A 19,981-nucleotide genomic window follows, 5' to 3' on the forward strand; every position below is an offset into this window, starting at 1 on the left:
AGGGTCGAGTGGCGAGTTTTCCATCCAGAACAATGACGGTGAATAGAACAACAGCGGCGCCCGCACGGCGGCGGCGCGCGAAGGCCGGGCTTGGCGTCGGTCTCGGCATCACGCTTTTCGCGGCGCAGGCCGCCGCGGCACAGGGCGACGCGCCGGCATCCGTCGCCGATGCAGCCGGCGCTGCGACACTGCCGACGATCACGGTCAGTGGCGAGCGCGGCAGCGCGTTTCGTGCGCGCGAAGCGTCGGTTGCGGGGCTCGACGATGCGCCGCTGCGCGACACGCCGGCGTCCGTCAACGTCGTCACGCGCGCGCAGATCGACGACCAGCAGGCGAAGCGCCTGAGCGACGTGGTGCGCAACGACGCATCGGTCGTCAACGACTACGCGCCGGTCGGCTACTACGAAGGCTTTGCGATCCGCGGCTTCCCGGTCGATCTCGCGAGTGCGATCCGGATCGACGGGCTGACGGTGTCCGGCGAGCAAAACGTGCCGCTCGAGAACAAGGAGCGCGTCGAGATCCTGAAAGGGCTGGCCGGCATAGACAGCGGCGTGGTCGCGCCGGGCGGCGTGATCAACTTCGTGACGAAGCGCTCGGCGAACGTCGCGAGCGTGACGGGCGGCGTCGACAGCCGCGGCTCGACGTCGGCGGCCGTCGATCTCGGCCGCCGCTTCGGCCCCGACAATCAGTTCGGCTTCCGGATCAATGCCGCGAAGGAGAACATGCACTCGTACATCGACGGCACGAACGGACGGCGCACGTTCGGCTCGATCGCAGCCGACTGGGACATCAGCCCGCGCGCGAGCCTGCAGCTCAACGCAGAATTCCAGCAGTGGATCCAGCGCTCCGCGCCCGGCTATCAACTGCTCGGCGGCACCGTCGTGCCGTCGGTCAACACGACGTCGAAGGCGCTCGGCACGCAGCCGTGGGCGAAGCCGGTGACGACCGATGCGCTGAACCTGAACGCGCGCTTCGACTACCAGTTCAACGACGACTGGAAGGCGTATGTCGCGGCGGGCCGCAGCCGCACGATGATCGACGACAACAGCGCGTTCGCGTACGGCTGCTATTACGCGGCGAGCTGCGCGGCCGGCACGACGTCGCCGTTCTTCTTCGGCGCGAACGGCGACTACGACGTCTACGACTTCCGCAGCCCCGGCGAATACCGTCGCAACGACGACCTGCGCGCGGTGACGACGGGCAAGTTCGCGACGGGCCCGCTGCGCCACGAGCTGACGCTCGGCGTGAGCGTGCAGCGCCGCGTCGTGCACATGGCGAACGCCGTGTACGACTATGTGGGCAGCGAGAACATCTACGGGCCCGATGTCGCGTTCGCACCGTCGCCGAATACGGCCGGGCCGTCGTATCCGCAGCTCGATTCATGGCAGTACGGCGTGTTCGGGCTCGACCGCATCAGCATCGGCGAGCACTGGCAGGTGCTCGCGGGCGGCAAGGAAGTGCTGCTGCGCCAGCGCAGCTGGGGCAGCCTCGACGGCGACGCCACCCATACCGATCGCTCGGTGTTCCTGCCACAGGTCGCGCTCGTCTACAAGCCGGTGAACGTGCTGTCGCTGTACGCGTCGTACAGCAAGGCGCTGTCGCTCGGCGACCAGGCGCCGGTGCGCGCGACCAACGCGTATGCGTTCCTGCCGCCGGTCGAATCGCACCAGATCGAGCTCGGCGCGAAGTATGACTGGCTCGACCGGCTGAGTCTGACGGCCGCCGTGTTCTCGATCAGCAAGCCGTTCCAGTTCGCCGATCCCGATGCGTCCGGCACGAGCTATACCTTCGTGCAGCGCGGCACGCAGCGTCACCAGGGGCTCGAGCTCGGCGCGGCCGGACGGCTCACCGAGCGGCTGTCGCTGACGGCGAGCGTCGCGGCGATTCGCGCGCGCGCGTACGATTCGGGTTCGCCGGCGTACGAAGGGCACCAGATCATCAACGTGCCGGCGCTGCGCGCGTCGCTGTATGCGGACTACGCGGTGCCGGGCGTCGCGGGGCTGAACATGCTCGGCGGCGTCGAATACAGCGCGGGCCGCAACGCGAACGAAGAGGGCACCGCGCGCGTGCCGTCGTGGTTCGTGTTCAATCTCGGCGCGCGCTACACGACGAAGATCGCGGGCCATCGCACGGTGCTGCGCGTGTCGGTGGACAACCTGTTCAACAAGTTCTACTGGCGCGACGCGGGCGAGCAGCAGGGCGACGCGTACCTGTTCCCGGGAGCGCCGCGCACCGCCCGCGTATCGTTGACCTATGATTTCTGATCGTCCGGACCCGGCCGCATGATGCGCGGCTCCGGCAGCCAACCAGGAGAGTACAGACGATGTCCCCACTCGAAATCGCCGGCGTGATCGTCAGCGCGCTCGCGATCTGGCTGACCGCGAAGCGGCGCATGCTGTGCTGGCCGGTCGGGCTCGCGTCGGTCGCGCTGTACGGCTGGATCTTCTTCGATGCGAAGCTGTATTCCGACATGCTGCTGCAGGGCGCGTTCGCGGTGCTGCAGGTGTACGGCTGGCGCCGGTGGATCGCGCAGCGTACGCTCGAGGCGGGCGGCGGCGCGGCGCCGGCAGGCGACGTCGCGCCCGTCACCGGCGTGCGGCCCCGGCAGATGTTGCCCGACCTGATCGCGGCCGTCGTCGGCAGCGCGCTGCTCGGCGGAATGATGGCGCGCTGGACCGATGCGGCGCTGCCGTTCGTCGATGCGTCGCTGACCGCGTTCAGCCTCGTCGCGCAATACTGGACCGCGCGGCGCTACATCGCGTCGTGGGGGTTGTGGATCGTCGTGAACGTCGTGTACGTCGGGATGTTCGTGTTCAAGGAACTGTATCTGACGGCCGGACTCTATGCGCTGTTCATCGCGCTCGCCGTCATCGGCTGGCGCGACTGGAGCCGGACGGCCGACGCGCTGCGCGCAACGGCGAGCCCGGCGGGCTGATTCACGGGCCGATTCAACTACGGAGCTGCGCCGTCCATGACATTTCCTCTCGAGCCGAACGCGCCTGCGTCGCGTGACGCTGCCGACGCGCGGGACGTCGCCCCGCCGCAATTCGGCGTCGACGGCGAGCAGGCCGAACGCGACTGGCCGCTGATGACGCACGACGAGGTCGCGGGCGTGCTCGCGCGGATCGATGGCGTCGGCGCGCCGGCGCGGCTTGCGTGGCACAGCCCGCGGCCGTTCTCGGCGGCCGTGCTGGTGCGCACGACAGACGAGCGCACGCTGTTCGTCAAGCGTCATCACGTGAGCCTGCGCGATGTTGCCGGACTCGAGGAAGAGCATCGCTTCATCGCGCATCTGCGTGAGCGCGGCATTCCGGTCGCCGACGTGCTCGCCGGTCGCGACGGTGCGACCGCGTTCGCATCCGGCGACTGGACCTATGAAGTGCACGCGGTCGCGCCCGGTGTCGACGCGTATCGCGGCGTGATGTCGTGGCAGCCGTTCACGCATGCTTCGCATGCGTACGCGGCCGGCCGCGCACTGGCCGAACTGCATCGCGCGTCGGCCGGCTACGATGCGCCGGCACGGCCCGTGCGCACGCTGTTGTCGAGTTTCCGGGTGCTTTCGTCCACCGATCTGGCGGGCGCGCTCGAACGCTGGGTCGAGGCGCAGCCGCTGCTGGTGCGCGCACTCGGCACGCGCGACTGGCGTGGCGATGTGGCGGATGCGATCGGCCCGTATCACGCGCGACTCGTACCGCTGCTGCCCGCGCTGCCGCCGCTGTGGACGCACGGCGACTGGCACGCGTCGAACCTGCTGTGGACCGATGCCGGCCCCGGCGCGCGGGTGCGCACCGTGCTCGACTTCGGCCTGGCCGATCGCACGTGCGCGGTGATGGACGTCGCGCTGGCGATCGAGCGCAATACGGTCGACTGGATGGCGCCGGCCGATGCGCGCCGCATCGAATACGCGCACATCGATGCGCTGCTCGACGGCTACGAATCGCTCGAACCGCTGAGCGACGATGCGTACGCGGCGCTGGTCGCGATGCTGCCGATCGCGCATGTGGAGTTCGCGCTGTCGGAGGTCGCGTACTTCGGGTGCATCATCGATGTGCCGGCGATCGTCGACATCGCGTACGACGGCTACCTGCTCGGGCACGCGCGCTGGTTCGGCGAACGCGACGGACGACACCTGCTCGACTGGCTGGTGCAACGCCGGCGCGCGAAGCGGGGCAGCGTGTAAGGCTGCGTGCCGGACATGGTCGAGCCCGCGGTGTCGGCGGGCCGGGCTTCATTTTCCTTCCGTGCGGCGATCGCAACGCACATTCACTGAAACCGTTCGATCTCCGAAGCGGATCCTGCTCCCGCAGGACGTCGCACGTCCGCACTCCGTCGCATCCAACATGACGGAATTGTCATCTTCGGCGCATGTTCGCACTGCACCGGATTCGTAGCATCGATGCGAACATGCTCGAGCCATTTGATGCGGGCGTGTCGGCACGCCCGCGTCGGGTCACAGCTGCGCGAGCGCCTGGTCGAGATCGGCGAGCAGGTCGTCGATGTGCTCGATGCCGATCGACAGCCGCACCGTTTCCTCCTTCACGCCGGCCTTCGCGAGTTCGGCCGGCGACAGTTGGCGGTGCGTCGTCGAGGCCGGATGCGTGGCGAGCGATTTCGTGTCGCCGATGTTGACGAGCCGCGTGAACAGCTTCAGCGCGTCCTGGAACTTCGCGCCGCCGTCGCGGCCGCCCTTTACGCCGAACGTCAGGATGCCGGGCGCGCGGCCCGACAGGTAGCGCGCGACGAGCGGATGATCCGGGTGATCGGGCAGCCCCGCGTAGTTCACCCACTCGACGTGTTCGTGGCGCGCGAGATGCTGCGCGATCTTCAGCGCGTTGTCGCTGATGCGCTCGACGCGCAGCGCGAGCGTCTCGATGCCCTGCAGGATCTGGAACGCGTTGAACGGCGAGATCGCCGCGCCCATGTTGCGCAGCGGCACGACCCGCGCGCGCCCGATATAGGCGGCCGGCCCGAACGCTTCCGTGTACACGACGCCGTGATAGCTGACGTCGGGCTCGTTGAGCCGCTTGAAGCGGTCCGCGTGCTGCGTCCACGGGAACTTGCCCGAATCGACGATCGCACCGCCGAGGCTCGTGCCGTGGCCGCCGAGATACTTCGTCAGCGAGTGCACGACGATGTCCGCGCCGTGTTCGAACGGGCGCAGCAGGTACGGCGACGGCACAGTGTTGTCGACGATCAGCGGGATCCCGTGGCGATGCGCGACTTCCGCGAGCGCGGCGATGTCGGTTACGTTGCCGAGCGGGTTGCCGACCGATTCCGCGAAGATCGCCTTCGTGCGCGCGTCGATCAGCGGCTCGAACGACGCCGGGTCGCGCGGATCGGCGAAGCGCGTCGTGATCCCGTATTGCGGCAGCGTATGCGCGAACAGGTTGTAGGTGCCGCCGTACAGCGAACTGGCGGACACGATGTTGTCGCCGGCTTCGGCGATCGTCTGGATCGCGTACGTGACGGCAGCCTGGCCCGATGCCAGCGCGAGCGCGCCGATGCCGCCCTCGAGCGCGGCGATCCGCTGCTCGAGCACGTCCGTCGTCGGGTTCATGATTCGCGTGTAGATATTGCCCTGGACCTTCAGGTCGAACAGGTCCGCGCCGTGCTGCGTGTCGTCGAATGCGTACGCAACGGTCTGGTAGATCGGCACCGCGACCGCGCGCGTGGTCGGGTCGGGTCGATAGCCGCCGTGCACGGCGATGGTTTCGAGGCGCCAGTTCGAAGAGGCCTGATCGGTCATGGGTGCTCCATCTGTTGTTGTCGTGGTCGAGCGATTATAGGAGCAGGTGCGCTGCTGCCTTTAGAACGAATGGTTGGTTGCTTATGGGGCCGTCGCGCATAGAATGCGTTTTTCCGCAGACGAAGGGTGCGCGATGGATCAGGATCAGTGGAACAGGGTGGATGCGTATTTCTCCGCGACGCTCGTGCCGTCCGACGACGTGCTCGACGCCGCGCTTGCGGCGAGCGACGCGGCCGGGCTGCCCGCGATCAACGTCGCGCCGAACCAGGGCAAGCTGCTGCAAGTGCTCGCGACGATTCGCGGCGCGCGGCGCATCCTCGAGGTCGGCACGCTCCGCGGCTACAGCACGATCTGGCTCGCGCGCGCGTTGCCGCCGGGCGGCACGCTCGTGACGCTCGAACTGAACCCCGATCACGCGAAGGTCGCGACGCGGAACATCGCGCGCGCCGGGTTCGCGGACGTGGTGTCGGTGATCGTCGGCAGCGCGAAAGACAGCCTCGCGCGGCTCGTCGCTGCGGGCGAGGCGCCGTTCGACTTCATCTTCATCGATGCGGACAAGGACAACAACGCCGTGTATCTCGACGCCGCGTTGAAGCTGTCGCGGCCGGGCACGGTGATCGTCGTCGACAATGTGGTGCGCGGCGGGCGCGTGGCCGATCCGGACAATCGCGAGCCCGATGCGGTCGGCGTGAGGGAAGGCTTCGCGCGTCTCGCGGCCGAGCCGACGCTCACGACGACGGCCGTGCAGACGGTCGGGCAGAAGGGCTGGGACGGGTTCTCGATTTCGATCGTCGGCGCGTGAGGTGACGGCGGCGCGTCAGCGCGGTCGTCGGCGGGCCGTGCGATACAGTCGCGGCCACTGATCTTTCATTGCGCGCGGCCGCCCGGCTTTCGGCCGCGCGCCGCGCTATCCTTTCACGCACACCACCTGGCGCAGCGTGTGCACCACTTCGACGAGGCTGCGCTGTGCCGCCATCACCGCATCGATGTCCTTGTAGGCCATCGGAATCTCGTCGACGACACCCGCGTCCTTCCGGCATTCGACGCCGCGCGTCGCTCTCACCTGGTCGTCGACCGTGAAGCGGCGCTTCGCCTCGGTCCGGCTCATCGAGCGGCCGGCGCCGTGGCTGCACGAACAGAAGCTCTCCGGATTGCCGAGCCCGCGCACGATGAAGCTCTTCGCGCCCATCGAGCCCGGAATGATCCCGAGCTGCCCCTTCTGCGCGGACACCGCGCCCTTGCGCGTCACGAGCACGTCCTCGCCGAAGTGGCGTTCGCGCTGCACGTAGTTGTGGTGGCAGTTCACCGCGTGCTCGTCGACCGAGAACGGTTTCGCGATCACGCCGCGCGCCGCACCGATCACCGCGTCCATCATCGCCTGCCGGTTGCGGCGCGCGTAGTCCTGCGCCCAGCCGACTGCTTCGCCGTAATCGTCGAAGTGGCGGCTGCCCTCGGTGAAATACGCGAGGTTGCGATCCGGCAGGTTCGCAATGTGCTGCCGCATGTCGGCCTGCGCGAGCTCGATGAACAGGCTGCCGATCGCGTTGCCGACGCCGCGCGAGCCGCTGTGCAGCATGAACCACACGTGGTCCGCTTCATCGACGCACACTTCGATGAAGTGGTTGCCGGTGCCGAGCGTGCCCAGATGCGCGTAGTGGTTCGTCTTTTCCAGCTTCGGATACTTGTCGACGATCCGCCGAAAGCCCGGCAGCAGCGACTTCCACGACTCGGTCACGGCGGCCGGCGTGCGATCGCCCCATGCGCCCGGGTCACGGCGCCCCGGCGCGCGGCCGTGCGGCACCGCGCGTTCGATCGCGCTGCGCAGCCCGCCGAGCGAGTCCGGCAGGTCGGACGCCGTGAGCGTCGTGCGCGCGGCCATCATCCCGCAGCCGATGTCGACGCCGACCGCGGCCGGAATGATCGCGCCCTTCGTCGGGATCACGCTGCCGATCGTCGAGCCCTTGCCGAGGTGGACGTCCGGCATCACCGCGACGTGCCTGAAAATGAACGGCATCTGCGCGGTGTTGCGCAATTGCGCGCGCGCGTCGTCCTCGACCGCGACGCCTTGCGTCCACATCTTCACCGGCTTGCCGTTCGCCAGTTCCATCACCTGATAATCCATGTCAGTCATTTGCTTCACCTGATTCATTCGTGCGGCGCGGCACCCATGCGCCGCGCCGTTTGCTTCGTGCATCATGCGCCCTTGATGCTGACGAGTCCGTTCAGCACCTGGTCGAGGCCGCCGAACACCGAGATGCGGTCGATCCGTTCCGCGACGCGCTCGAGCGTTTCCAGCTCCTTGAGCCGCAGCGCGGTCGGGTTCTCTTCCATCACCTTCGCGGTGTTCAGCAGCGAACGCGTCGCCGCCGTTTCCTCGCGACGGCGAATCACGTTCGCCTGCGCGGCCTTTTCGGCCTCGACCACCTGCGCGAGGATCGTCTTCATGTCGCCCGGCAGCACGATATCCTTCACGCCGACGCTGCGCACGTCCACGCCCGATTGCTCGAGCCGCGGGCGCACCTGGGCAATCACGATGTCGTCGATCGCCTGCTTGTCCTCCAGCAGCTCGTCGAGCGAGCGCGTGCCGACCGCCGCGCGCAGCGCGAACTGCAGTTCGCGATACAGATGTTCGACCGGCTTCTGCAACTGGCCGAACGCATGCAGCACGTCCGCATAGCGCCACGTTGCCGACAGGTTCAGCCGCAGCGCGACCTTGTCTCGCGTCAGGATTTCCTGGCCGGCGACTTCGAGCGCCTGCAGGCGCAGGTCGACCAGCTCGACCGCGACATCGCGGTTGAAGCGCCAGAACGCCGCGACACCCGCATCCAGCAGCCGCTCGATCTTGCCGTCGATCTTCAGCACACCGACGTGATACGCCGGCACCTGCGCCAGCAGCACGCCCGTCAGGCCCGCCACGCCGCGCGCACGAAGCGCCGGTTGCGCGATGCGCTTCGCGAGCGCGGCCGGCAGCATGCTGTCCTGCGCGAGGTCGACGCGCTCCAGCCGATGGGCGATGAGGCCGCGCCAGTACAGCCGGCGCGTGCCGGGCGGCAGGATCTCGACGAGCACGTCGTCTTCGTAACGCAGGCCCGCTTCGTCGTCGGCCAGATCCATCGCGACGAAGTATTGCGCGAGCACGTCCTGCGCGTCGTGACGCAGGTAGTCGGCCAATGCCGCGTCGGCGAGCGGCGCGTCGAGACGCGCGGTCTGCACCGACAGACGCTTGAACGGATCGAAGGCCTTGAACACGCCCGGTTCCAGCACCTTCACGAAATCGCCCTCATTCATCAGCAGCGCGCGTTCGTTCTTTTTCACCACATGACGCTTCCACATATTCTTGTCCTTTTCTTCAATGGCCGCCGGGCGACACGCATCGCACGGATCGGGGTGCGACGCGATCGGGCGGGCGGCGCGTGGGTCCGGCGCGGCTGCACGCGGCGACGCATCCTGCATCGCGTCGTCGAGCGCATTCGCGCGGGCCGTCCGGCCGCCCGGCCGATCGCGCGGAACCGCAACCGGTCCGACGCGCGGCGGGCCTGTCGGCCCGCACCGGCGGGTACTGCTTCTTTCGACAGACCGTCCTTGCGGACGGCGTTCGGACGGGATTCGAACCCGCCACACACCGGCTCGCGCCGGCTGCTCCACCTGAATGAGCTTCCGAACAGTGGGCGCTCCGGGATTCGAACCCGGACAAGGCTGCCTCGCGCGCCCCTTTGCCTTCGTCTGTCCATGGCGGCATGCGCTGCCGCGACGAACCAGGTTCGGCGGCGGCGCACCAGCAGGGCTTTGTGAACCCTGGCTCGCGGGCCAGCGGGACATCCGGCGTCTTCCATTAAGCGAGGAGCGTGCCAGCGGGCGGGGCAGGCTGCGGGGAAGGCAATCAAGTCTTTGAAGAGAAAGGGAAATTCATGATTGTCGAAGGTTGCGGAGGGCAGGTCGCCGCATCGCATCGCCGCTGAATTCCGATACAATCGGATCGTTTTTTATCCCATGAGATAAACATGCGCAAGACCGTCGCCATCGGTTTTCTCGGCACCGTGCTCGACCAGGGCGGCCGTGCGCCGCGCCGCTATCGCAAGTGGCGGCCGACGGTCTCGCTCTGCATGCAGCCGGACTTCGCGATCGACCGGCTCGAGTTGCTGCATCCGCCTGGCTACGCGCGCCTTGCCAATCAGGTGCGCGACGATCTCGCGAACCTGTCGCCGCATACCGAGGTGCGGCTCACGCCGGTCACGATTCATGACCCGTGGGATTTCGAGGAGGTCTACGCGACGCTGCACGACTTCGCGCGCGCCTATCCGTTCGACCTCGACCGCGAGGACTACCTGGTCCACATCACGACCGGCACGCACGTCGCGCAGATCTGCTGGTTCCTGCTGGCGGAAGCGCGCTACCTGCCCGCGCGCCTCGTGCAGACGGGGCCGCCGAAGCAGACCGACGAGGGGCCGAGCGGGCCGGGCACGGTGTCGGTGATCGATCTCGACCTGTCGCGCTACAACCGCATCGCACAGCGCTTCACGCGCGAGCGCGACGAGACGGTGTCGTTCCTGAAGGCGGGCATCGCGACGCGCAATGCGCGCTTCAACGCGCTGATCGAGCAACTGGAGCGCGTGGCCGTGCGCTCACGCGCGCCGATGCTGCTCGTCGGTCCGACGGGCGCCGGCAAGTCGTTTCTGGCGAAACGCGTGTACGAACTGAAGCGCGGCCGCCATCGGCTCGCGGGGCCGTTCATCGAGATCAACTGCGCGACGCTGCGCGGCGACGCGGCGATGTCGACGCTGTTCGGTCACGTGAAGGGCGCGTTCACCGGCGCGCAGTCCGCGCGTGCGGGCTTGCTGCGCGCGGCGGACGGCGGCCTGCTGTTTCTCGACGAAATCGGTGAACTCGGGCTCGACGAGCAGGCGATGCTGCTGAAGGCGATCGAGGAGAAGCGCTTCCTGCCGGTCGGCGCGGACGTCGAGGTGGCCAGCGATTTCGAGCTGATCGCCGGCACGCACCGCGATTTGCGGCAGATGGTGGCGGCCGGCACGTTCCGCGAGGATCTGTATGCGCGGATCAATCTGTGGACGTACGACTTGCCGGGGCTGGCGGAACGGCGCGAGGACATCGAGCCGAACCTCGAATTCGAGCTCGATCGCTTCGGCCGCGAGCAGGGCGAGCAGGTGCGGTTCAACGTGGAAGCGAAGCGGCGCTATCTCGCGTTCGCGGCATCGCCGCGCGCGGCCTGGGCTGGCAACTTCCGCGAGTTGTCCGCATCGGTCACGCGGATGGCGACGCTCGCCGATGCGGGGCGGATTACCGAGACGATTGTCGAGCAGGAGGTCGAGCGACTGACGCGCACGTGGTCGCAGCCGGGCGGTGCAAGTTCGACGGACGGATGCGTCGACGCGGTATTCGGCGCGCGTGCGGCGGAACTCGACCTGTTCGACCGCGCGCAGCTCGAACGCGTGCTCGACGTGTGCCGTGCGTCGGCGAGCTTGTCGGAGGCCGGCCGCGCGCTGTTCGCGGTGTCGCGGCAGAACAAGAAGCAGCCGAACGACGCAGACCGGTTGCGCAAGTATCTGGCGCGGTTCGGGCTCGATTGGGACGGCGTGCGGGACGCGCTGGGCGCGAGGTAGTCAGGCGGGCGCGGCATTCAACCGCTCACGCGCGGCAGGGCGTCGAGATCGCACGCGAGCCAGCCGACCGCGCCGGCGCGCACGTCAGCGCTGCTGAACCGCGACGCGCAGCCCGAGCGCGATGAAGATCGAGCCGATGATCTTCCCCTGCCAGCGCGTGAGCCACGCAAGCCGCTTCACGAGGCGGCCGAGCGGGCGGATCGAGCACGCGATCAGCGTCGTGTAGAGCGAGCTGAGCACGACGAAAATCAGCCCGAGCACCGCGAACTGCACGAACGTCGAGCCGCGTTCCGGATGCACGAACTGCGGCATGAACGCGAGGAAGAACAGCGCGGTCTTCGGGTTCAGCACTTCGGCGGGAATCGCCTGCAGGTACGCCTTCAGCGGCGTGACGGGCGACACCTTCGGCAGCGACGGATCGGACGGCCTGTCGAGCAGCGCGCGCACGCCGAGGTAGATCAGGTACGCGGCGCCGACCAGCTTCACGACATTGAACGCGAGCGCCGACGTCATCAGCAGCGCCGACAGCCCGACCGCCGCGAACAGCGTATGCACGAAGTCGCCGCTCGCGACGCCGAGCCCGGTCAGGATGCCGGTCTTGCGGCCGCCCTGCACGGTGCGGCTCAGCACGAGCAGCACGGCGGGGCCGGGAATCAGGAACAGACCCAGTACGACGGCGGTGAAGGTGGTCAGCGTGGTCAGGTCGAACATGGCGGCTCCGGCAAGGTTGGCGCAGCGGCGAGGGATGATGCGGCGGCGCGGATTTTCCGATCATTCAATGGTCGATTCGCCAGAATATCAGCGTTTCCGGCACCCATGCCCGCTCCGCCCGCCGCCCGCCGCCCGCCGCCCGTCACCCGTCACCCGCCAAGCGCCTCCGCCAGAAAATCCACAAAGGCCCGTATCCGCGCGGACATCTGATGCCGCTGCGCATACACCGCATAGATATCCGCGCTCGGGGTCTCGTAGTCCGGCAGCACGACGACGAGACGCCCGTCGGCCAGATAGTCGCGAATATCCCACTCGGCGCGCATCAGGATCCCGTGCCCGTCGAGCGCCCACTTCACCGCGATCTCGCCGTCGTTCGTCGTCAGGTTGCCGTTGATCCGCACGGCTTCCGTGTTGCGCGCCGCGCCGCGTCCGCTCGTCAGCCGCCAGATCCCGTAGCCTTCGTCGCCCTGCCGGATGCCGATGCAGTTGTGCCGCGTCAGGTCGTGCGGCGTGCCCGGTGTCCCGTGTCGAGCGATGTACGCGGGCGCCGCGCACAGCAGCCGCCGGTTCGGCGCGAGCCGCCGCGCGACGACGCGCGTATCGGGCGGCTCGCCGAAGCGGATGCACACGTCGAACGCGTCGTCGGTGAGCGGCGGCGGCATCACCGACAACTGCAGCTGCACCGACACCTCCGGATAGCGCGCGACGAAGCGCGAGATCGCCGGGCCGACGTGGCTGCGTCCGAAGCCGAGCGTCGCGTTCACGCGCAGCAGCCCCTTCGGCCGCTGCTTCGCGCTGCCGAGCAGTTCGCCCAGCTCGTCCATCTGATCGAGGATCCGGCGCGCGTAGTCGAGATACACGTCGCCCTCGGGTGTCAGCATCATGCGCCGCGTCGTGCGGTTGACGAGCGTCACGCCCGCGCGCCGTTCCATCTGCGTGAGCCGCTTGCTGACGGCCGCCGCCGTCAATCCGAGTTCGCGCGCGGCCGCGCTCAGGCTGCCCGACGCGGCCAGCGTCGAGAAGAAGGCGAGATCGGCCGGCTGGACGGTATCCGTCATGACGGGATTCGTGAATTGAAGTTAAAGATGCTTTGAGTCTAGCACCGGTTACCGCACTTCCAGTTGGGTAAAGTGTGTTCACGCTCACGATCAATCGAGGATGTGGCATGAAGACCTACCGTATCGCGACCATTCCCGGCGACGGCATCGGCAAGGAAGTGGTGCCGGCCGGCAAGCAGGTGCTGGAAGCGCTGGCTCGCGGCAGCGACCGCTTTGCGTTCGAGTTCGAGGATTTCGACTGGGGCGCCGATTACTACCGCCGGCACGGCGCGATGATGCCGGCCGACGGCCTCGATGCGCTGCGCGGCAAGGACGCGATCCTGTTCGGCTCGGCGGGCGACCCCGACGTGCCCGATCACGTGACGCTGTGGGGCCTGCGCCTGAAGATCTGCCAGGGCTTCGACCAGTACGCGAACGTGCGCCCGACGCGCATCCTGCCCGGCATCGATGCGCCGCTGAAGCGCTGCGGGCCGGACGACCTGAACTGGGTGATCGTGCGCGAGAACTCGGAAGGCGAATACGCGGGCGTCGGCGGCCGCGTGCATCAGGGGCATCCGATCGAGGCCGCGACCGACGTGTCGATCCTCACGCGTGCCGGCGTCGAACGCATCATGCGCTTCGCATTCCGGCTTGCGCAGTCGCGTCCGCGCAAGCTGCTGACCGTCATCACGAAGAGCAACGCGCAGCGTCACGCGATGGTGATGTGGGACGAGATCGCGAAGCAGATCGCGCAGGAATTCCCCGACGTCACGTGGGACAAGGAACTCGTCGATGCCGCGACCGCGCGCATGGTGAACCGCCCGGCGTCGCTCGACACGATCGTCGCGACCAACCTGCACGCCGACATCCTCAGCGATCTCGCCGCCGCGCTGGCCGGGAGCCTCGGCATCGCGCCGACCGGCAACATCGATCCCGAGCGCCGCTATCCGTCGATGTTCGAGCCGATCCACGGCTCCGCGTTCGACATCATGGGCAAGGGCCTCGCGAATCCGGTCGGCACGTTCTGGTCGGTCGTGATGCTGCTCGAGCATCTCGGCGAGACGGAAGCGGCAGCGCGCGTGATGCAGGCGATCGAGGCCGTCACGGCCGATCCGTCGCTGCATACGCGCGACCTCGGCGGCAGCGCGACGACCGCGCAGGTAACGGCCGCCGTCTGCGAGCGCGTCGCGCGCGCGGCGGTCGCAGCCTGACGGCAGCACGGGCTGCGCCGGCCGCGTTGCGTTCACCGCTCACCGGATTTTCCTGCTCGCGACTCGCGCATTCGACGTGAGCCGGGCGCCGGCGCACACGATTCGTCGTGAAGCCGGCAAGCACTCACGGGGCTCGTGCGGAGAACGCGCGGCCCGACCTCGAAGGAGGAGACACATGCAAGCTGATCTGGAAACCCGCGTCGCGCGGAAACTGATGTGGCGCATCATTCCGTTCGTGATGCTGCTTTATTTCGTCAGCTTTCTCGATCGCGTCAACGTCGGCTTCGCGGCGATGACGATGAACCAGGCGATCGGCCTGTCGCCCACCGCGTTCGGACTCGGCGGCGGCCTGTTCTTCATCGGCTACTTTCTCTTCGAAGTGCCGAGCAACCTGATTCTCCATCGTGTCGGCGCCCGCATCTGGATCGCGCGCGTGATGATCACGTGGGGCATCGTGTCGGCGGTGTCCGCGTTCGCGGCCGGGCCGACGAGCTTCTACGTGCTGCGCTTCCTGCTCGGCGTTGCGGAAGCCGGTTTCTTTCCCGGCATCATCCTGTACCTGAGCCTGTGGTTTCCCGCGAAGCAGCGCGCAGTGGCCGCCGCGTGGTTCATGGCGGCCGCGCCGATCTCGACCGCGATCGGCTCGCCGCTGTCGGGCGCGATCATGCAGATGCCGCCGATGTTCGGCCTCGCCGACTGGCAGATGCTCTACATCGTCGAGGCGCTGCCCGCGGTCGCGCTCGGCGTCGTCGTGCTGAAGTGCCTGACCGATGCGCCGTCGAAGGCCGCATGGCTGCAGCCGGACGAGCGCGACTGGCTGATCGCGAAGCTGAATTCCGAGGCCGACGCGCGGCACACGCATGCCGGACACACGGCCGGCGCGTGGCAGGCGCTGCGCGACCCGCGCGTGCTGGCGCTCGCGCTGATCTACTTCGGCACGTCGGCGGGCCTCTATACGCTCGGCCTGTGGGCGCCGCTGATGGTCAAGCAGTTCGGCTTCACCGCGCTGCAGACAGGTTTGCTCACCGGTATCCCGAGCATTGCCGCGGTCGTCGCGATGATCGGATGGGCACGACATTCGGATCGCACCGGCGAGCGCACCTGGCACGTCGTGATTCCGTGCGTGCTGGCCTGTGTCGGCTTCGTGTTCGCGGGGCAGGCGAACACCGCGCTCCTGACCGTGCTCGCGCTGGTCGTCGTCAACATCGGGATCAGCGCCGCGAAGGCGCCGCTGTGGGCGATGCCGAGCGCGTTCCTGTCCGGCGCCGGCGCGGCCGCGGGGATCGCGATGATCAACTCGATCGGCAACCTCGGCGGGTTCGTCGGGCCGTTCGCGATCGGCTGGCTCAAGCACATGACGGGCGGGTATGCGGCCGGGCTGTACGTGGTGGCCGGCACGCTCGCGGTGTCGGCGGTCGTCACGCTGTTGCTGAGCCGCAAGGGGGCGCGCGAGGAGGTTGTGTCGGGGGTGCGGCAGCATCATTGAGCGCGCGCATGCCAGCCGCGGCGAGTGCGCGGAAACCGTGCGGCCGCTGATACACTCGGGCGCACGGGCCGGCATTCACGCCGCGCCCGATAGGGGGACGACGAGCCGCATGGAACCCATCACCGACGCATTCGCGCAGCACTTCGCGCAGGAATGGATCGACGCATGGAACGCGCACGATCTCGACCGCATCCTCGCGCACTACGATGACGCCTTCGTCATGCATTCGCCGATGATCGTGCGGATCGCGGGCGAGCCGAGCGGATGCCTGCGCGGCAAGGAGGCGGTGCGCGCGTACTGGGCGAAGGCGCTGCAACGCATCCCGGACCTGCGTTTCGAGTTCATTGCGGTGCTGGCGGGCGTGGACAGCATCGCCATTCACTATCGCGGCGCAAACGGCCGCAGCGCGGTCGAGGTGTTCCGCTTCGGTGCCGGCAATCGCGTGAACGAGGCGTTCGCCCACTACGCGGCGTGAGGCGGTGGCCGCGTGCCGCTATGCATGCGATGCGTGGACGCGTTGCGCAATCTCTCGCGCGCATGCATCCACCGAAGCCGTCGACGAATCGATCACGCAATCGCTGAACGCGCGCGCCGCATACCCTTCCCGATACATCTCGGCGATACGTTGCCGCTCCCATTCCGTCAGCACCCGCGTGCCGCGATCCGACGCCGCGATCGCCTCGGGCGGCGCGAGCGTGACGACGATCAACCGTGCATCACGCGCATCGCAGGCCGCGCGCAGCCGCGCGAATTCGGCTTCGCCGATCGGATAGGCGATCACCAGATGACGTTCTCTGGCCTGCGCGATCTGCGTGACGAGGCGCTCCAGCGCGATCGCCCACTGCACGTCGAACGGTGCATCTTCGGGGGCAGCGTGATCGTCGCCGTCGATGAAGCGCGCATCCGGCAGCACGCGGGCGAGCGCGCGACCGATCGTCGTCTTGCCGCTGTTGATCGGGCCGTTCAGGTGAATGACGGTGAGAGGCGGGTTTGCTGGAGGAATCATGAAGGCGTGCTGGATCGGAACGCCTGCATTGTGCCTCGACATGCAATCCGTTTGTCATGCCGAAGCGATGAGAAAGATTTGTTCGATGAAGCGCGCCACGTGAGGCGGCTCGGAGAAAACGTTCCGTCAACAACCAAAAGCCACTCACTCCAACTGCGAAGACGACTGCGGCTGCGGCGATTGCGACTGCGACCGGGACGGCCACGGCATCGAAATGATCCTGATGCGACTGCAGGATCGTCGCGATGCGCGTTCCGAATCCGGCAGTGCTTGAAGAAAAGGCGGGAGGGGAGTACTGCATGCGGCCGGGCGGTTTTCATGCCGCCCGGCCGCTCGCGAAAGCGACCGGCTTACTCGCCGCTGTCGCCCTTGATCTGCGGCAACGCCGACGATTCACCCGGCGTGAGCAAACCGACCTGCGTATAGACGCGCAGCTTGTCGCGCGTATCGGTGATGTCGAGGTTGCGCATCGTCAGCTGGCCGATCCGGTCGCGCGGCGAGAACGTCGACGCCACCTTCTCCATCGACAGGCGTTCCGGCTGATACGTGAGGTTCGGCGACTTCGTGCTCAGGATCGAGTAGTCGTTGCCGCGGCGCAGTTCGATCTTCACTTCGCCGGTGATCGCGCGCGCGACCCAGCGCTGCGCCGTTTCGCGCAGCATGATCGCCTGCGGGTCGAACCAGCGGCCCTGGTACAGCAGGCGGCCGAGACGGCGGCCGTTCTCGCGATACTGCTCGATCGTGTCTTCGTTGTGGATGCCGGTGACGAGACGCTCGTACGCGATGTACAGCAGCGCGAGCCCCGGGGCTTCATAGATGCCGCGGCTCTTCGCCTCGATGATGCGGTTCTCGATCTGGTCGCTCATGCCGAGGCCGTGGCGGCCGCCGATGCGGTTCGCTTCCAGCAGCAGCTCGACCGGGTCCTTGAACTCGACGCCGTTCAGCGCGACCGGCTGGCCCGCTTCGAAGCGCACCGTCACTTCCTCGGCGGCGATCTTCACGTCGTCGCGCCAGAACGCGACACCCATGATCGGGTTCACGATCTTGATGCCGCTCTCGAGGCTTTCGAGATCCTTCGCCTCGTGCGTCGCGCCGAGCAGGTTCGAATCGGTCGAATACGCCTTCTCGGCCGACATCTTGTACGCGAAACCGGCCTGGTTCATGAATTCGGACATTTCGGCGCGGCCGCCGAGTTCGTCGATGAACGTCTGGTCGAGCCACGGCTTGTAGATCTTCAGATCCGGGTTCACGAGCAGGCCGTAGCGGTAGAAGCGCTCGATGTCGTTGCCCTTGTACGTGCTGCCGTCACCCCAGATGTTGACGCCGTCTTCCTTCATCGCGGCGACGAGCATCGTGCCCGTCACGGCGCGGCCGATCGGCGTCGTGTTGAAGTACGTGACGCCGGCCGTCGTGATGTGGAACGCGCCGCTTTGTAGCGCGGCGATGCCTTCGGCGACGAGCTGCGCACGGCAGTCGATCAGGCGGGCGCCGGCTGCGCCGTATTCGATCGCGCGCTTCGGGATCGCGTCGTAATCGTCTTCGTCGGGCTGGCCGAGGTTCGCCGTATATGCGTACGGGACGGCGCCCTTCAGTTTCATCCAGTGCAGCGCTGCGCTGGTGTCCAGGCCGCCGGAGAAGGCGATACCGACCTTCTGGCCGGTCGGGAGGCTTTCGAGAATCGTGCTCATAGGAATTACCGTGGATTGAAGCCGGTGGGATCGTATTTCGCGGAATATGCGAGTATCGGCTGTCCGGGAAGTTGGGGCAAGACCTGATTTTCGCGCCAATACGTCGTCGGGCCTGTCGCGGCGGGCCCGGCGGGCGGCGACCCAGGCAGAGAACGCCGCGCAAACCGGGGCCGAGCGGCGGCCGAAACGGTCTCGGCCGAGCGCCGTCGCGGGCCGTGGTTCCGGGGCCGGATCGGCTGAAGGGCGGGGCAGCCGCCGTCGGGATGCGAGCGCGCCGCTCCGAAAGGTTTTTGAAAGATTGTCGCGCGAGGCCTGGAGCCCGCGACCCTCAGATATTCCACGCCTGCGCGGTATCGAGCAGTTTCTCCCGCAACTGATCCACTTCGCCGGCCACCTTGATCGTGATCGACACGTAGCCCGACAACTGCGGCGGAGGCATGTCGTGCGGCGGCTCGGCCGGCCGGCGGCGCGCCGCGAGCCGGCTCGGCGTGCCGAACTTGAGCGCGCGGCTCGCGCCGACGAGCGTGTCGCGGATGCGCCGGTTCACGGCCTTCATTTCGTTGCGCATGTATTCGCGGGCCGTCACGTCGTCGCGGGCCGGCACCATGCTCGACAGGATCTCCAGGTAGCTGATGCACAGGCGCAGGCTGCGCTGGATCGCTTCGAGGTGCGTGACCGAGATCTCGCATTCCTTCGACACCGACGGCATCAGCGAACGCAACTGCACCAGCAGCGCGCTCAGCGCGGCCATTTCCTTCAGGTGCGCGTCGTCGCTCACGTGGCGGTCGCCGGCGAGCCGCGCATGCACGGCCGCGCACGCGCGCAGCGCGTCGGCGAGCTTGTAGCGCCACGAGTAGGTCGCGTAGAGCGGCAGCGCGAACGAGAACGCCAGCGCGATCGCGATGCCGCTCAGGACGTTTACCGCGCGCCACAGGCCGTCGACGATCTCGTTGTCGCCATGCCCGGCGACGATCACCATCGTGATCGCCGACAGCAGCGCGATGTAGCCGGCCTTGCCGATCGCGTGATACGCGCAGAGTCCGCACGCGATCGCCATCAGCAAGTAGATCGCGAGCGGCGCGTGCAGCACGGAGTAGAGCACGATCAACCCGAGCCCCGCGAGCGCGCCGATCGACGTGCCGAGCGCGCGCTCGGCCGCCTTCTTGCGGATGTTCCCGTGGTGCTGCAGCCCGCCGACGACGATCAGCACGGTGATCGTCGACCATTCGCCGTGCGGCACGCGCAGCCCGGTGGACAAGGCGATCGACACGAGGATCGCGAGCGCGACGCGCGCCGCATGGATCAGCTTCGCGTGCCGGTAGCGGCGGTAAGGGTCCAGCAGGGGACGGAGGGCGTGGCGCAGGAGTTGCGGCAGTCGGGCAGGAAGCTGGGCGTTCATGACGGAGCAGGGATGGCCGGCGGGGTGGCCGGAATACGCGCGGGCGGCTCGCGCGGGCCGGCGCCGCGCCGCACGCGCA

General features: G+C 67.8%; 16 protein-coding genes and 1 tRNA gene. 8 read left to right on the forward strand and 9 right to left on the reverse strand.

All coding sequences use genetic code 11. The annotated features are described in order from the left end of the window. Positions 1 to 32 precede the first annotated feature (32 nt). The 3 genes from WS75_RS12000 to WS75_RS12010 are packed head-to-tail and all read left to right on the forward strand — an operon-like array spanning position 33 to position 4,180. On the forward strand, positions 33 to 2,264 hold the full coding sequence (locus WS75_RS12000; protein ID WP_059680665.1) for a TonB-dependent siderophore receptor: 2,232 nt from the start codon (positions 33 to 35) through the stop codon (positions 2,262 to 2,264). Positions 2,265 to 2,323: 59 nt separating this feature from the next. Continuing rightward, positions 2,324 to 2,935, forward strand: a complete 612-nt coding sequence (pnuC, locus tag WS75_RS12005; RefSeq protein ID WP_059680666.1) for a nicotinamide riboside transporter PnuC — start codon at positions 2,324 to 2,326, stop codon at positions 2,933 to 2,935. Positions 2,936 to 2,971: 36 nt separating this feature from the next. Beyond that, entirely contained in the window at positions 2,972 to 4,180 is a 1,209-nt protein-coding gene (locus WS75_RS12010) for a phosphotransferase enzyme family protein (protein ID WP_059680667.1), read from the forward strand. 270 nt (positions 4,181 to 4,450) lie between these two features. On the opposite strand, the gene WS75_RS12015 is transcribed toward WS75_RS12010, so the two are convergent. Then, on the reverse strand, positions 4,451 to 5,746 hold the full coding sequence (locus WS75_RS12015) for an O-acetylhomoserine aminocarboxypropyltransferase/cysteine synthase family protein (RefSeq protein WP_059680668.1): 1,296 nt from the start codon (positions 5,744 to 5,746) through the stop codon (positions 4,451 to 4,453). Positions 5,747 to 5,879: 133 nt separating this feature from the next. Between WS75_RS12015 and WS75_RS12020 the strand changes: the two genes are divergently transcribed. Then, positions 5,880 to 6,548 carry an O-methyltransferase gene (locus WS75_RS12020; protein ID WP_059680669.1) on the forward strand — a complete coding sequence of 223 codons (669 nt, stop codon included), beginning with the start codon at positions 5,880 to 5,882 and terminating at the stop codon, positions 6,546 to 6,548. Positions 6,549 to 6,653: 105 nt separating this feature from the next. Here WS75_RS12020 and WS75_RS12025 read toward each other — a convergent pair whose 3' ends face one another. The 3 genes from WS75_RS12025 to WS75_RS33520 form a co-directional block, all read right to left on the reverse strand. Continuing rightward, positions 6,654 to 7,877 carry an RtcB family protein gene (locus WS75_RS12025; RefSeq protein ID WP_059680688.1) on the reverse strand — a complete coding sequence of 408 codons (1,224 nt, stop codon included), beginning with the start codon at positions 7,875 to 7,877 and terminating at the stop codon, positions 6,654 to 6,656. Positions 7,878 to 7,939: 62 nt separating this feature from the next. Further along, the gene (locus WS75_RS12030) at positions 7,940 to 9,079 is read right to left on the reverse strand and encodes a slipin family protein (protein ID WP_059680689.1); all 1,140 of its coding nucleotides are present in this window, start codon (positions 9,077 to 9,079) and stop codon (positions 7,940 to 7,942) included. Positions 9,080 to 9,337: 258 nt separating this feature from the next. Then, a tRNA-Arg gene (locus WS75_RS33520) sits at positions 9,338 to 9,410 on the reverse strand. 337 nt (positions 9,411 to 9,747) lie between these two features. Here WS75_RS33520 and rtcR point away from each other — a divergent pair. Beyond that, positions 9,748 to 11,364: an RNA repair transcriptional activator RtcR gene (rtcR, locus tag WS75_RS12035; protein ID WP_059680670.1), complete on the forward strand. Its 1,617-nt coding sequence runs from the start codon at positions 9,748 to 9,750 to the stop codon at positions 11,362 to 11,364. An 84-nt stretch (positions 11,365 to 11,448) separates the two neighbouring features. Here rtcR and WS75_RS12040 read toward each other — a convergent pair whose 3' ends face one another. Both WS75_RS12040 and WS75_RS12045 read right to left on the reverse strand, forming a co-directional pair. Continuing rightward, complete coding sequence (locus tag WS75_RS12040; protein ID WP_059531846.1) at positions 11,449 to 12,075, reverse strand: LysE family translocator; 627 nt, start codon at positions 12,073 to 12,075, stop codon at positions 11,449 to 11,451. Positions 12,076 to 12,224: 149 nt separating this feature from the next. Further along, the gene (locus WS75_RS12045; RefSeq protein ID WP_059680671.1) at positions 12,225 to 13,133 is read right to left on the reverse strand and encodes a LysR substrate-binding domain-containing protein; all 909 of its coding nucleotides are present in this window, start codon (positions 13,131 to 13,133) and stop codon (positions 12,225 to 12,227) included. 107 nt (positions 13,134 to 13,240) lie between these two features. Between WS75_RS12045 and WS75_RS12050 the strand changes: the two genes are divergently transcribed. The 3 genes from WS75_RS12050 to WS75_RS12060 all read left to right on the forward strand — a co-directional run bounded on the left by WS75_RS12050 (position 13,241) and on the right by WS75_RS12060 (position 16,284). Next, positions 13,241 to 14,323: a tartrate dehydrogenase gene (locus tag WS75_RS12050; RefSeq protein WP_059680672.1), complete on the forward strand. Its 1,083-nt coding sequence runs from the start codon at positions 13,241 to 13,243 to the stop codon at positions 14,321 to 14,323. Positions 14,324 to 14,498: 175 nt separating this feature from the next. Next, positions 14,499 to 15,809 carry an MFS transporter gene (locus WS75_RS12055; protein WP_059680673.1) on the forward strand — a complete coding sequence of 437 codons (1,311 nt, stop codon included), beginning with the start codon at positions 14,499 to 14,501 and terminating at the stop codon, positions 15,807 to 15,809. 109 nt (positions 15,810 to 15,918) lie between these two features. Next, positions 15,919 to 16,284 (forward strand): nuclear transport factor 2 family protein, encoded by a 366-nt coding sequence (locus WS75_RS12060; RefSeq protein ID WP_059680674.1) that lies wholly within the window; start codon positions 15,919 to 15,921, stop codon positions 16,282 to 16,284. An 18-nt stretch (positions 16,285 to 16,302) separates the two neighbouring features. On the opposite strand, the gene WS75_RS12065 is transcribed toward WS75_RS12060, so the two are convergent. The 3 genes from WS75_RS12065 to WS75_RS12075 form a co-directional block, all read right to left on the reverse strand. After that, complete coding sequence (locus tag WS75_RS12065) at positions 16,303 to 16,815, reverse strand: shikimate kinase (protein ID WP_059680690.1); 513 nt, start codon at positions 16,813 to 16,815, stop codon at positions 16,303 to 16,305. Between the two features lie 350 nt (positions 16,816 to 17,165). After that, on the reverse strand, positions 17,166 to 18,503 hold the full coding sequence (argG, locus tag WS75_RS12070; RefSeq protein ID WP_059601426.1) for an argininosuccinate synthase: 1,338 nt from the start codon (positions 18,501 to 18,503) through the stop codon (positions 17,166 to 17,168). A 328-nt stretch (positions 18,504 to 18,831) separates the two neighbouring features. Further along, complete coding sequence (locus tag WS75_RS12075; protein ID WP_059680675.1) at positions 18,832 to 19,902, reverse strand: FUSC family protein; 1,071 nt, start codon at positions 19,900 to 19,902, stop codon at positions 18,832 to 18,834. Positions 19,903 to 19,981: the final 79 nt, after the last annotated feature.

Origin of the sequence: Burkholderia sp. FL-7-2-10-S1-D7 (assembly GCF_001524185.1) — a bacterium.
GTDB lineage: Bacteria > Pseudomonadota > Gammaproteobacteria > Burkholderiales > Burkholderiaceae > Burkholderia > Burkholderia diffusa.

Excerpts from the sequence above, each read along its gene's own strand:
- WS75_RS12000 (WP_059680665.1), top strand. The coding sequence starts at position 33 with ATGACGGTGAATAGAACAACAGCGGCGCCCGCACGGCGGCGGCGCGCG.
- pnuC (WP_059680666.1), top strand. The coding sequence starts at position 2,324 with ATGTCCCCACTCGAAATCGCCGGCGTGATCGTCAGCGCGCTCGCGATC.
- WS75_RS12010 (WP_059680667.1), top strand. The coding sequence starts at position 2,972 with ATGACATTTCCTCTCGAGCCGAACGCGCCTGCGTCGCGTGACGCTGCC.
- WS75_RS12015 (WP_059680668.1), bottom strand. The coding sequence starts at position 5,746 with ATGACCGATCAGGCCTCTTCGAACTGGCGCCTCGAAACCATCGCCGTG.
- WS75_RS12020 (WP_059680669.1), top strand. The coding sequence starts at position 5,880 with ATGGATCAGGATCAGTGGAACAGGGTGGATGCGTATTTCTCCGCGACG.
- WS75_RS12025 (WP_059680688.1), bottom strand. The coding sequence starts at position 7,877 with ATGACTGACATGGATTATCAGGTGATGGAACTGGCGAACGGCAAGCCG.
- WS75_RS12030 (WP_059680689.1), bottom strand. The coding sequence starts at position 9,079 with ATGTGGAAGCGTCATGTGGTGAAAAAGAACGAACGCGCGCTGCTGATG.
- rtcR (WP_059680670.1), top strand. The coding sequence starts at position 9,748 with ATGCGCAAGACCGTCGCCATCGGTTTTCTCGGCACCGTGCTCGACCAG.
- WS75_RS12040 (WP_059531846.1), bottom strand. The coding sequence starts at position 12,075 with ATGTTCGACCTGACCACGCTGACCACCTTCACCGCCGTCGTACTGGGT.
- WS75_RS12045 (WP_059680671.1), bottom strand. The coding sequence starts at position 13,133 with ATGACGGATACCGTCCAGCCGGCCGATCTCGCCTTCTTCTCGACGCTG.
- WS75_RS12050 (WP_059680672.1), top strand. The coding sequence starts at position 13,241 with ATGAAGACCTACCGTATCGCGACCATTCCCGGCGACGGCATCGGCAAG.
- WS75_RS12055 (WP_059680673.1), top strand. The coding sequence starts at position 14,499 with ATGCAAGCTGATCTGGAAACCCGCGTCGCGCGGAAACTGATGTGGCGC.
- WS75_RS12060 (WP_059680674.1), top strand. The coding sequence starts at position 15,919 with ATGGAACCCATCACCGACGCATTCGCGCAGCACTTCGCGCAGGAATGG.
- WS75_RS12065 (WP_059680690.1), bottom strand. The coding sequence starts at position 16,815 with ATGATTCCTCCAGCAAACCCGCCTCTCACCGTCATTCACCTGAACGGC.
- argG (WP_059601426.1), bottom strand. The coding sequence starts at position 18,503 with ATGAGCACGATTCTCGAAAGCCTCCCGACCGGCCAGAAGGTCGGTATC.
- WS75_RS12075 (WP_059680675.1), bottom strand. The coding sequence starts at position 19,902 with ATGAACGCCCAGCTTCCTGCCCGACTGCCGCAACTCCTGCGCCACGCC.